We start from the raw sequence: 11,792 nt of genomic DNA on the forward strand, positions 1-11,792 counted from the left end.
TCCTCGCGGGGGACAGCCTCCGCGCGCCCGCTGCGTGTGCTGGCCGCGATGTCCGGTGGGACCCCGTCCACCCCGCCGTTAGCCCCACCGTCCGAGCCGCCGCCCGCGGGGGCGCTCCCGGCGTCGGGCCCCTGCCCGGCACCGGGTTCTCGTCCGTCATCAGCCGCCTGTCCCATGTGCTCCCCAACGCGTTCGGGCCACCGGGTGGTTCCGTCTACCCTGGAGGGCGCTATGACTATTGCATCCTCGCGGGGGACAGCCTCCGCGCGCCCGCTGCGTGTGCTGGCCGCGATGTCCGGTGGTGTCGACTCCGCTGTCGCGGCGGCCCGCGCCGCCGAGGCCGGACACGAGGTCACGGGCGTGCATCTGGCTCTGTCCGCCAACCCTAAGTCGTTCCGTACGGGGGCGCGCGGCTGCTGCACCGTGGAGGACTCCAACGACGCGCGCCGTGCCGCCGACGTGATCGGCATCCCCTTCTACGTATGGGACCTGGCCGAGCGCTTCCGTGAGGACGTGGTCGAGGACTTCGTCGCGGAGTACGAGGCGGGCCGCACGCCCAATCCCTGCCTGCGCTGCAACGAGAAGATCAAGTTCGCCGCGCTACTGGACAAGGCGCTCGCACTGGGGTTCGACGCGGTGTGTACGGGCCACTACGCCACCGTGGTGACGCACGAGGACGGCCGCCGCGAACTGCACCGTGCGAGTGACGCCGCCAAGGACCAGAGCTACGTGCTCGGCGTGCTGGACGAGCGGCAGCTCGCCCACGCCCTGTTCCCCCTGGGCGACACCCTCACCACCAAAGACGAGATCCGCGCGGAGGCCGAGCGGCGCGGACTGGCCGTCGCCAAGAAGCCGGACAGCCACGACATCTGCTTCATCGCCGACGGCGACACCCAGGGCTTCCTCGCCTCCCGGCTCGGCACGGCCGAGGGCGACATCGTCGACGAGTCCGGAGCCAAGCTGGGCACCCACGAGGGGGCGTACGGCTTCACCATCGGCCAGCGCAAGGGGCTGCGCCTGGGCCACCCGGCCCCGGACGGCAAGCCGCGGTACGTGCTGGACATCTCACCCGTAGACAACTCGGTCACGGTCGGCCCGGCCGCCTCGCTCGACATCGCCGAGCTGACCGCGGTGCGCCCCCGCTGGTGCGGCGAGCCTCCCGCCGACGGGCCCCGGGCGTACACCGCGCAGCTGCGCGCGCACGGCGCCGAGACGCCCGTCGAGGCGGAGTTCGTGGACGGTGAGCTGCGGGTCCGCTTCTCCTCGCCCGAGCGCGGCGTGGCGCCGGGCCAGGCGATCGTGCTGTACGACGGCACCCGGGTGGTCGGCTCCGCGACGATCGAGCGCACCCGGCGGGCCGTCCCGGCGGCATGAGCCGTCCGCAGGCGCTGCGGACCGCCCAGGAGGCTGAGACTGCTCGGAACCGAGGGGACTGACTCAGGGACTGCTCGGAACCGAGGGGACTGACTCAGGCCCCGAGGAGCTGAAGCGCCTGGAGGCCGTCATCGGCGAAGGTGACCAGGTCGCTCAGCGGGATCGGGAGGAAGCCCTCGGCCTCCATGCGGGCCATCTGCTGCCGCAGGCCGTCGTAGAAGCCGGCGGTGTTCAAGAAGACGACCGGCTTGGTGTGCATGCCGTGCTTGCGCAGCTCCAGGATCTCGGTCGCCTCGTCCAGCGTGCCGGTGCCGCCCACCATGACGACGACGGCGTCGGCGCGGTCGAGCATGAGCGCCTTGCGCGCGGCGAGGTCCTCGGTGACGACCATCTCGTCGGCGCCGGGGCGCGCCACGTCGCGCAGGAACTCCACCGAGATGCCGATGAGCCGGCCGCCCGCCTCCTGGACGCCGTCGGCCACGACCTTCATCAGGCCGGAGTCCGAGCCGCCCCACACGAGGCTGTGGCCCCGCTTGCCGAGCAGCGAGGCGAACTCGCGGGCCGCGTCGGTGTAGACGCTGTCCAGCTCGGCGGCCGAGCAGAAGACGCAGATGTTCATGGGCGAGGGCGCGGCGGTCGAGGGCGCGGAGGAGGTCATGGCCTCCAGCCTAGAACCGCTGTCCGAGCCGCGGTACCGCGGCTCGGACAGCGCGCCGTGCCTCAGCCTTCCCGGGGCGCCTCAGCCCTCGGAGAGGGTGAAGCGGAAGATGCCCCAGGTGAGGCGGCGCCGCTCGCCGCCCTCGACCCAGTGGGTGAGGCCCTTCTTCATCTGGGTGAGGTAGTCGGAGCTGACCTTGGCTCCGAGCCCCTCGGCCTCCTGCCGCTCGGTCTCCTCCAGCACGCGCCCGTAGTGGGTGACCAACTGGGTGCGCAGGTCCTCGAACCCGTCCGCCGAGTCCTCGTGCTGGGTCGGGACGAAGCCGAGCCGGGTCAGCTCGCGGGCGTAGAAGCCGGGCGAGCCCATGTCGTCGAGGTGGATGCGGTCCAGAATGGGCTCGATCGCGCTCAGGTCGGTGCCGTCGGCGGCCATCGGGTCGGTGAAGACGAGCCGGCCGCCCGGCTTGAGCACCCGCCGTATCTCCTCCAGCACGCGCAGGCGGTTCCCGCTGTGCAGGAACGCGTCCTGGGACCAGACCACGTCCACGCTGGAGTCGGGGAACGGCACGCTCTCGAACGAGCCGTCGACGACCTCGATGCGGCCGGTGAGACCGCGGGCGGCGTTCAACTGCCGGTGGCGTTCGTTCTCCACCTCGCTGAGGTTGAGGGCCTGGACCGAGCAGCCGAACGTCTCGGCCAGGTAGCGGGCCGAACCGCCGAAGCCGGAGCCGAGGTCGAGGACGCGGGAGCCCTTGGTCAGGCCCAGCCCCGACGCCATCCGCTCGACGGTGCGGCGGCTGGCGTCCGCGATGGGCTCGGCAGGGTGCGCGTACACGCCGACGTGAATGTCCTCGCCGCCCCACACGGAAGAATAGAAAGCGTCCGCGTCGGGGGAGTTGTAGTAACTCCGCGCCGTACTCACGGCGCCCCCGTACGGCCCTTCCTCTTGATCCTCCATTCGGTATTCCTTCTCCGCCACGTGCACGAAGAAGTCGGGTTGTTCGTCCCTGTAGGTGTGCTGGAAGTCGCCGTAGGTCTCGATGCGTTGGAATCCGACATCGGACATGAGGCGCCGCGTGTAGTCCTTGCGGAGCGGGAACATGTTGAGGTGGTACACGGATTTGTCGGGGAATCGGTACCGCATGCGGCACAGGCCCTCGTCCATGTACTCGGGCTCCACCGCGACGTCTTCGCCGCAGTAGTAGTACGTGTGCTTGCTGGAATAGCCGCGGTCCAGGATCGCGTCATAGTTGCGCTGGTCCAGGATGAGGATTCCGTCGTGCTTCAACATCGCGTAGAACTCGGCCAGCGCCTTGCGCCGGTCCCGCTCCGAGAAGAGATGCGTGAAGGAGTTCCCGAGGCACACGATGGCGTCGTACTCACCGTGAACGTCCCGGTTGAGCCAGCGCCAGTCGGCCTGGACGACCCGCAGAATGTGGTCGCCGTTCTTCATTCCGTTCTCGAACGCCATCGCGAGCATATCGGCGCTGCCGTCCGCGCTCACCGCTTCGAACCCGGCCTCCAGCAGCCGGACGGAATGGAATCCGGTGCCGGTTGCGACGTCCAGAACGCTTTTGACCCCGCGCTTGCGCAGCAGGTCGATGAAGAAATTTCCCTCGCTCTCCGCTCGTTTCTCCCAGTCTATGAGCGAGTCCCACTTCTCGACGAAGCTGGGCACGTATTCCTCGGTGTAGTGCCCGGTTTCCCGGACCTCTACGGGGTTGTCTCCGAATTCCTGAGCCGGTCGCGCGGAAATGACGAAACCTCCAGTAGAAGAGACGGTGGCCCAAGGCGCGGTCGCCGAGGACACACCAGTACTTGGGCTCGGTGAACCGCGCGTGGTCTCCGGTGCATAGCTATCCACCGGCCGGGGATCTATGCCACCAACTCGAAGGAACACGCGTGTGATTAGCCAAAAAACGCGCTCCGACCAGCGTCTTTCCGTTTCCAGATTTCTGCCCGGCCCAGGGGCCCCACCCGCCTCAGCAAACAGGACACTTGGGTATGCTGCGGCTGGCAGCACCACAATGTGGCAACTACGCGTACTACGCGGCACGATCCCGTACGACACCGCACAGACACGGCGGGACTCGTACAACACCGCACCCGACATGGCGAGTACACATGGCTAAGCGCACCCAGTCAGCTCCCTCCGCAGGCTCTTCGGGGTTCCGCGGCCGCGACATCGGCATAGACCTCGGCACGGCCAACACCCTGGTTTTCGAGCGCGGTCGCGGCGTCGTCCTGGACGAGCCGTCCGTGGTGGCGATCGACACGTACACCGGGAAGGTGCTGGCCGTCGGCGCCCAGGCGCGGCAGGCGGTCGGCCGCACCCCCGGCTCGATCACCGCGACCCGCCCCCTCAAGGGCGGGGTGATCACCGACTTCGAGGCCACCGAGGGGATGCTGCGGCACTTCATCCGCGCCGCCCGCGACTCGCAGGGCCGTGGCGGGCGCGGCAGGTCGCCGCGGGTGGTGGTCTGCGTGCCCAGCGGCGTGACCGGTGTCGAGCGGCGGGCCGTCCTGCAGACCGCCAGCCGGGCCGGCGCCCGCTCGGTACGGCTGATCGAGGAGCCCATAGCGGCGGCGATCGGCGCCGGGCTGCCCGTGCACGAGGCGCGCGGTTCGATGGTCGTCGACATCGGCGGCGGCAGCACGGAGATCGCCATCATCTCGCTGGGCGGGATGGTCGTCTCCCGCTCGGCGCGGGTGGCGGGCGACGCGCTGGACGCGGCCATCGCCTCCTACATCGAGCGGGAGTTCGCGATCGCCGTGGGCGAGCGCACCGCCGAGGAGATCAAGATGGCGTACGGCAGCGCCGACTTCGTGCCCGTACGCGGCCGGGACAAGGGCACGGGCATGCCCAAGGTCATCCACCTGGCGCCCGAGGAGATCGCCGCGGCCGTCGAACGCCCGGTCCGCTCCATCGTGGAGGCCGTCCAGGCGGCGTTCGAGGAGTGCCCGCCCGAGCTGTACGGCGACATCATGGAGCGCGGCGTCGTCCTCACCGGCGGCGGGGCGCTCCTGCACGGCTTCGACCAGCGGCTGGCGGCGGAGACCGGCATGCCGGTGACCGTGGCCGACGAGCCGCTCGGCTGCGTCGCCCTGGGAACGGGCAGGTGCCTGGAGGAGTACGACAAACTGGAGTCGATCTTCGCGGCGTGACCCGCGCGGGGCCGCGCCGCCTCCCGGGCCAGGAGCGCCGCCCCCGGTGCGGGATCATGGGGGCATGGCAACACATGTGATCACAGGGGCCGGGTCCGGTATCGGCGCCGCGGTGGCGCGCAGGCTGCTGGAGCGCGGTGACACCCTCTACCTGCTGGCCCGGGACGCCGGGCGGGCCAAGGAGCTCGCCCGGGAATTCGACGGCGCGCACACGCTGGTGGGCGACCTGGCCGATCCAGAACGGCTCTCCTGGGCGTTCGAGCACCAGACCCTCCCCGAGGACGTCGACTCGCTGCTGCACGTCGCCGGCGTCGTCGAACTCGGCACCGTCGGCGACTTCGGCCCCAAGCTGTGGAACGCCACGCTGGCCGCCAACCTCGTCGCGCCGGCCGAACTGACCCGGCTGCTGCTGCCGCAGCTGCGGCGCGCACGCGGCCACGTCGTCTACGTCAACTCCGGCGCGGGGCTGCGGACGAACCCCGAGTGGGCCGCCTACTCCGCCAGCAAGCACGGCCTCAAGGCGCTCGCCGACGCGGTGCGCGGCGAGGAGGCGGGCAACGGGGTGCGGGTCACCTCCGTCTACCCGGGGCGTACGGCCACGCCGATGCAGGAGAAGGTGCACCGCCAGGAGGGCAAGGAGTACGACCCCGCCAAGTGGATCCCCGCCGAGGCGGTGGCCACCACCATCCTGACGGCCCTGGACCTGCCGCGCGGCGCCGAGGTCACCGACCTGAGCGTCAAGCCCGGTGGCTGACGCGATGAACGACACGCAGCCGGCAACCCTCTGGGGCCCCGCGGCGGCGACCGGCATCGGGTCCATGCCCGGCACCGACGCGCGGGAGGCGGCCAAAGCCGTCACCGGGTCCTTCGAGGCGCCTGAGCACCTGCCCCACCTCCCGGAGCTGCCCGCGCGCGGCCCCGGGGCCGACATGCTGGGCCGCACCACGGGCCTGCTGGCCGAGATGTACGTGCACCTGGAGCCCAGCGGCTGGCGGATCAGCGACCGGCCCGGGCGCGACACCCGCCGCGCCCGCGCCTGGCTGGGGGAGGACCTGGACGCGATCGAGGAGTTCACCCAGGGCCTGGGCGGGCCGGAGCTGCCGCGCGGCCTCAAGGTCTCCGTCGTCGGCCCCTGGACGCTGGCGGCGGGCGTCGAGCGGCGCAACGGCGAGGCGATGCTGGGCGATCCCGGCGCGGTCCGCGACCTGGCGGGCTCGCTGGCCGAGGGGCTGGCGGCGCACCTCGAGGATGTACGCCGCCGGGTGCCGGGCGCCGTCCCGGTGCTCCAGCTCGACGAGCCCTGGCTCACGGCCGTGCTGAGGGGCGATGTCCGCACGGCCAGCGGGTACCGCACCCATCCAGCGGTGGACCGGGCGGTGGTCGAGTCCACCCTCCGCGAGCTGCTCGCGGTGCACGACGGGCCGACGGTCGTGCACTCCTGCGCCGCCGGGGTGCCGGTCGCGCTGCTGCGCCGGGCCGGCGCGGACGGTATCTCGCTCGACTTCTCGCTCCTCACCGAGCGTGACGACGAGGTCATCGGGGAGGCCGTCGAGGGCGGCGTGACCCTGTTCGCGGGTGTCGTACCTGCCACCGAGGGCGACGGGCGGGCATTGTCAGACCCTGCCGGTAGCGTCGGGGGTGTCAGGTCGCTGTGGCGCAGGCTCGGGCTGTCTCCGAGCCTGCTCGCCGAATCCGTCGTGGTCACCCCCACGTGCGGGCTCGCGGGAGCCTCGCCGGCGTACGCCCGCCAGGCGCTCGCCCACTGCGCCCGGGCGGCACGATCACTCGCTGACAACCCTCAGTGACGGGAGGACCAACGGTGGCTGGCGAAGAGGACGTGACGGCCCCCGCCGAAGCGCGGGAGAAGCACAAGAGCCTCGCGGAGCAGATCGAGGAGCACCGCTTCCGGTACTACGTCAAGGACGCGCCGGTCGTCAGCGACGCCGAGTTCGACCGGCTGCTGCGCGAGCTGGAGGCGCTGGAGGAGGAGTGCCCCTCCCTGCGCACGCCCGACTCCCCGACGCAGAAGGTCTCCGGGCACTACGAGACGGAGTTCACGGAGGTCGCCCACCGCGAGCGCATGCTCTCGCTGGACAACGCCTTCGACGACGAGGAGCTGGGCGAGTGGGCCGACCGCGTGGCCCGCGAGCTGGAGGGCGTGGCGTACCACTTCCTGTGCGAGCTCAAGATCGACGGCCTCGCGGTGAACCTCACCTATGAGCACGGCAGGCTGACCCGCGCCGCCACCCGGGGCGACGGCCGCACCGGTGAGGACATCACGCCCAACATCCGCACCATCGCGGACATCCCCGAGCGGCTGACCGGCGAGCGGCTGCCGGATCTCGTCGAGGTGCGCGGCGAGGTCTTCTTCCCCATGGAGCGCTTCGAGGAGCTGAACGCGCGGCTGGTGGCGGCGGGCGAGAAGCCGTTCGCCAACCCGCGCAACGCGGCGGCCGGCTCGCTGCGCCAGAAGGACCCGCGGGTGACGGCCACGCGCCCGCTGCACATGGTGGTGCACGGCATCGGTGCCCTGGAGGGCTCCGCCAAGGAGGACTTCACCCGCCTCTCCGCCGCCTACGACCTGCTGCGCGCGTGGGGCCTGCCCACCTCCCCGCACGCGAAGGTGGTGGAAGGCCTGGCCGGCGTCCGCGAGTTCATCTCCTACTACGGCGAGCACCGCCACTCGGTGGAGCACGAGATCGACGGCGTCGTCGTCAAGCTGGACGAGATCCGCCTCCAGGGCCGCCTGGGCGCCACCTCGCGCGCCCCCCGCTGGGCCATCGCCTGGAAGTACGCGCCGGAGGAGGTCAACACCGAGCTGGTGGACATCCGCGTGGGCGTGGGCCGCACCGGGCGGGTGACGCCGTACGCGGTGGTCGAGCCGGTCACCGTCGCAGGATCCGAGGTCGAGTTCGCCACCCTGCACAACCAGGACGTCGTCAAGGCCAAGGGCGTGTTGATCGGCGACACGGTGGTGCTGCGCAAGGCGGGCGACGTGATCCCCGAGATCCTCGGCCCGGTCGCCGACCTGCGCGACGGGAGCGAGCGGGAGTTCGTGATGCCCGCCGCGTGCCCCGAGTGCGGCTCGGCGCTCCAGCCCATGAAGGAGGGCGACGTCGATCTGCGCTGCCCCAACGCCCGCTCCTGCCCGGCCCAGTTGCGGGAGCGGCTGTTCTACCTGGCGGGCCGCAAGTGCCTGGACATCGAGCACTTCGGCTACGTGGTCGCCAGCGCGCTGACGCAGCCGCTGGAGCCGAAGCAGCCGCCGCTGCGGGACGAGGGCGGGCTGTTCGACCTGACGGTGGAGGATCTGCTGCCCATCGTCGCCTACGTCGTCGACCAGGACACCGGCATCCCCAAGCGGGACCCGGAGACGGGCGAGGACAAGACGGTCACGCTCTTCGCCAACAAGCAGGGCGAGCCGCGCAAGAACACCCTGGCGATGCTGGAGAACATCAAGGCCGCCAAGGACCGCCCGCTCGCCCGGATCATCACCGGGCTGTCCATCCGCCACGTCGGGCCTGTCGCCGCCGAGGCGCTGGCCCGCGAGTTCCGCTCCCTGGAGCGGATCGCCGCAGCCGACGAGGAGGAGCTGGCCGCCACCGAGGGCGTCGGGCCGACGATCGCCGCCTCGCTCAAGGCGTGGTTCGCCGAGGACTGGCACCGCGAGATCGTCGAGCGGTGGCGTGTGGCCGGAGTGCGGATGGAGGAGGAATCCAGCGGCGAGGAGGGGCCGCGCCCGCTGGCGGGCCTGACGGTCGTCGTCACCGGCACCCTCGCCTCCCACACCCGGGACGGTGCTAAGGAGGCCCTGCAGAACCAGGGCGCCAAGGTGACGGGGTCGGTCTCGAAGAAGACCGATTTCGTGGTGGCCGGCGAGAATCCTGGCTCGAAATATGACAAGGCCATCCAGGCGAAGGTGCCGATTCTGGACGATGACGGCTTCGCCGTCCTGTTGGCGGAGGGGCCGGACGCCGCCCGCGAGGCAGCCGTGGCCCCCGGGGAGGAAGAGGCAGCGGGCGACTGACGCGAGGGCGGTCACCAGGGGCGAGTCCGGGGCGATCCAGCGTGGCGCCCGGCGAGTTCGCCACTCGCGCACGGGCCACATTCAGCCACCTGTGCCTCGCCCCTTTCGTGCCCGGGGCACAGGCCCCGGGCCCACAGGCGCCGTACCACGCCCGGCAGTTGGGCGCACCGGCCGCGAACGCATTGAGGCAACAGCGGCCGATCGCTGCCCCTCTTCCCAGGCAGCGGCCTACTGTTGACATAGACGCCTGTCGTGGCGAGGGGCAGGCGTGGACGGCTGCGAGAGGGACCAGGATGCTGGATTTCTCCGGGGGCTCGGGGCCCCCGTTCTCCCGCCTGCCCTCGGACGGCACCCGGGGCGGGGCAGGACACAACGCCGAGGGGGGCCCTGGCGGCGGATCGGCCGGCGGCGGAGTGGCCGGCGGGGCGCGGAGCGAGGAAGCCCCGCGGCTCCTGCGGCTGCTTGCCGCCCGCCCGCCCGCACTGCCCGTGCTGGTCGTCGTCGCCGCCGCGCTGGCGCTGACCGGGGGCGTCGCCCGCGTCCTGTGGGAAGGCCACGCCCTCTTCCCCGGCGGCACCGCCGGATGGTCGTTCGCGGTCCTCACCGGATGCGTGGTCGCCCACCTGGTCACCATGAGCCGCGACCGCTGGTGGGGCGGCACCGGGTCGGGGCCCGCGCTGACGCTGGCGATCCTCCTGCTGCACGGCTGGGTGCCGGCGCTGCTGGTCAGCCTCGCCGTCGTCGTCCTCGTCGGTGCCGCGCGCCGGCACAAATGGCGTCAGGCCCTCGTGCACGGCGCCATCGACCTCCTCGGCATCGGCGTCGCCAGCCTGGCCCTCGCGCTGTGCGCGGTGCACCCCTCGGTCGAGCAGCCGTGGCGGCCGGACGCGTGGAGCCTGGCCGCGGTCGCGGAGATACCGCTCGCCGCCGCCCTCTACCTCCTGGTCACCCGCGGGCTGCAGTGGTTCTGCTTCGCTCCCCGCACCCGCGGGCTGCCCTCCACGCTGCGCACCGCGCTGATACGGCAAGGCCTCGTGGGCGTCGCCCTGCTGGGCATCGCCCCGCTCATCGCCGTCGTCGCCTCCCACAAACCCCTCACCCTGCCGCTGTTCGCGGTGCCGTTGATCGCCATCGACTCCACTCTGCGCATCGCCCGCGCCCGCGCCGAGGAGCAACTGCGCGACCCGCTCACCGGGCTGCCCAACCGGCTGTGGCTGCTGGAGCGCGCCTGGGCGGCGCTCGACGAGGCCGAACGCACCTCGTCGCGGTCCGCGCTCGTCCTCATCGACCTCGACCGCTTCCGGTCCGTCAACGACACCCTCGGCCACCTGGCCGGCGACCGGCTGCTGCTCCAGATCGCCGAGCGGCTGCGCGCCGCGCTGCCGCGCGGCGCCGAGGCCGCCCGCCTCGGCGGCGACGAGTTCGCCGTGCTGCTGCCCGTCGCCGACTCCACCACCAGCGCCCAGCGCATCGCCCGCGGCCTGGTCTCCGCGCTCGGCTCCCCGCTCGATCTGGACGGGCTGACGCTGGTGCTGGAGGCCAGCGCGGGCGTCGCCGTCTACCCCGACCACGCCACCGAAGCCGAGGGCCTGCTGCGCCGCGCCGACGTCGCCATGTACGAGGCCAAACGCGACCGCACCGCCGTCGAGGTCTACGAGGCCACCCGCGACGGCAACACGCCCGACCGCCTCGGCCTCCTCGCGGACCTGCGCCGCGCGCTGGACGCCGGCGAGGTCGAACTCCACTACCAGCCCAAGGTCGGGTTCGACGGCACCGTCTCAGGGCTTGAGGCGCTGGTGCGATGGGTCCACCCCGAGCGGGGACGCGTCCCTCCGGACGAGTTCATCGCCATCGCCGAGACGTCCGGGCTGATGCCGCGGCTGACGGAGTACGTGCTGGAAACCGCGCTCGCCCAGGTCGCGCTCTGGCGCGCCGGCGGGCTGACGGTGCCCGTCGCCGTCAACGTCTCGCCGCGCGACGTCCACTCGCCCGGGTTCGCCGGGGCCGTCGCCGCGCGGCTCGCCCGGCACGGTGTGCCGCCCGGTGCGCTCCAGTTGGAGATCACCGAGCACGTCCTGCTGGAGGACCCGCAGCAGGCCGCGGACACGTTGGCGGGGCTGACCGGGCACGGGGTGAAGATGTCCCTCGACGACTTCGGGACCGGGTACTCCTCGCTGGTGCACCTGCGGCGGCTGCCGGTCAGCGAACTCAAGATCGACCGTTCTTTCGTGGCGCGGCTCGCCGTCGACACCGAGGACGCCGAGATCGTGCGCTGCACCGTCGACCTCGCTCATTCCCTCGGTCTCCTCGTCGTCGCCGAGGGGGTGGAGGACGACGAGACGTGGGAGCGGCTGCGCGACCTGGGGTGCGATGCCGTCCAGGGGTGGCTGGTGGCCGCGGCGATGCCGCCCGGGGAGACCACCGCGTGGCTGCGTGCGCGCGAGGTCTCGGTGAACCGGGCCCTTCCCGCCGCCCCGCCCCCCGCGCACACTCCGTGAGCAAGCCCAGGTCACCAAGGCCAGGTCGCGGGGGTCGGTCCACCGGGAACGGGCGCGGTGGACCGGGGGAG

At 72.0% G+C, this 11,792-nt stretch carries 8 protein-coding genes; 6 read left to right on the top strand and 2 right to left on the bottom strand.

Annotated elements, in window-relative coordinates; all coding sequences use genetic code 11:
• Positions 1-231 precede the first annotated feature (231 nt).
• A complete protein-coding gene (mnmA, locus tag AB8Z75_RS22585) occupies positions 232-1,374 on the top strand; it encodes a tRNA 2-thiouridine(34) synthase MnmA (RefSeq protein ID WP_369204815.1) in 1,143 nt (380 codons plus the stop codon).
• Positions 1,375-1,468: 94 nt separating this feature from the next.
• On the opposite strand, the gene AB8Z75_RS22590 is transcribed toward mnmA, so the two are convergent.
• Both AB8Z75_RS22590 and AB8Z75_RS22595 read right to left on the bottom strand, forming a co-directional pair.
• Positions 1,469-1,993: a TIGR00730 family Rossman fold protein gene (locus AB8Z75_RS22590; RefSeq protein WP_369204827.1), complete on the bottom strand. Its 525-nt coding sequence runs from the start codon at positions 1,991-1,993 to the stop codon at positions 1,469-1,471.
• Between the two features lie 120 nt (positions 1,994-2,113).
• Positions 2,114-3,625, bottom strand: a complete 1,512-nt coding sequence (locus AB8Z75_RS22595) for a methyltransferase domain-containing protein (protein WP_369204829.1) — start codon at positions 3,623-3,625, stop codon at positions 2,114-2,116.
• A gap of 530 nt (positions 3,626-4,155) precedes the next feature.
• Here AB8Z75_RS22595 and AB8Z75_RS22600 point away from each other — a divergent pair.
• From AB8Z75_RS22600 to AB8Z75_RS22620, 5 genes are all read left to right on the top strand, one after another.
• The gene (locus tag AB8Z75_RS22600; RefSeq protein ID WP_369204817.1) at positions 4,156-5,196 is read left to right on the top strand and encodes a rod shape-determining protein; all 1,041 of its coding nucleotides are present in this window, start codon (positions 4,156-4,158) and stop codon (positions 5,194-5,196) included.
• A 64-nt stretch (positions 5,197-5,260) separates the two neighbouring features.
• Positions 5,261-5,950, top strand: a complete 690-nt coding sequence (locus AB8Z75_RS22605; protein ID WP_369204819.1) for an SDR family oxidoreductase — start codon at positions 5,261-5,263, stop codon at positions 5,948-5,950.
• 4 nt (positions 5,951-5,954) lie between these two features.
• Positions 5,955-7,001, top strand: a complete 1,047-nt coding sequence (locus AB8Z75_RS22610) for a methionine synthase (protein WP_369204821.1) — start codon at positions 5,955-5,957, stop codon at positions 6,999-7,001.
• A gap of 14 nt (positions 7,002-7,015) precedes the next feature.
• Complete coding sequence (gene ligA, locus AB8Z75_RS22615; RefSeq protein WP_369204823.1) at positions 7,016-9,223, top strand: NAD-dependent DNA ligase LigA; 2,208 nt, start codon at positions 7,016-7,018, stop codon at positions 9,221-9,223.
• A 293-nt stretch (positions 9,224-9,516) separates the two neighbouring features.
• A complete protein-coding gene (locus AB8Z75_RS22620; RefSeq protein ID WP_369204825.1) occupies positions 9,517-11,721 on the top strand; it encodes a putative bifunctional diguanylate cyclase/phosphodiesterase in 2,205 nt (734 codons plus the stop codon).
• Positions 11,722-11,792: the final 71 nt, after the last annotated feature.

The sequence above is a fragment of the Streptomyces sp. PU-14G genome (assembly GCF_041028275.1).
GTDB lineage: Bacteria > Actinomycetota > Actinomycetes > Streptomycetales > Streptomycetaceae > Streptomyces.

What these genes read in the sequence shown, in the direction of transcription:
- AB8Z75_RS22610 (WP_369204821.1), top strand. Translation starts at nt 5,955, where the DNA reads ATGAACGACACGCAGCCGGCAACCCTCTGGGGCCCCGCGGCGGCGACC.
- AB8Z75_RS22600 (WP_369204817.1), top strand. Translation starts at nt 4,156, where the DNA reads ATGGCTAAGCGCACCCAGTCAGCTCCCTCCGCAGGCTCTTCGGGGTTC.
- mnmA (WP_369204815.1), top strand. Translation starts at nt 232, where the DNA reads ATGACTATTGCATCCTCGCGGGGGACAGCCTCCGCGCGCCCGCTGCGT.
- AB8Z75_RS22620 (WP_369204825.1), top strand. Translation starts at nt 9,517, where the DNA reads ATGCTGGATTTCTCCGGGGGCTCGGGGCCCCCGTTCTCCCGCCTGCCC.
- AB8Z75_RS22590 (WP_369204827.1), bottom strand. Translation starts at nt 1,993, where the DNA reads ATGAACATCTGCGTCTTCTGCTCGGCCGCCGAGCTGGACAGCGTCTAC.
- AB8Z75_RS22605 (WP_369204819.1), top strand. Translation starts at nt 5,261, where the DNA reads ATGGCAACACATGTGATCACAGGGGCCGGGTCCGGTATCGGCGCCGCG.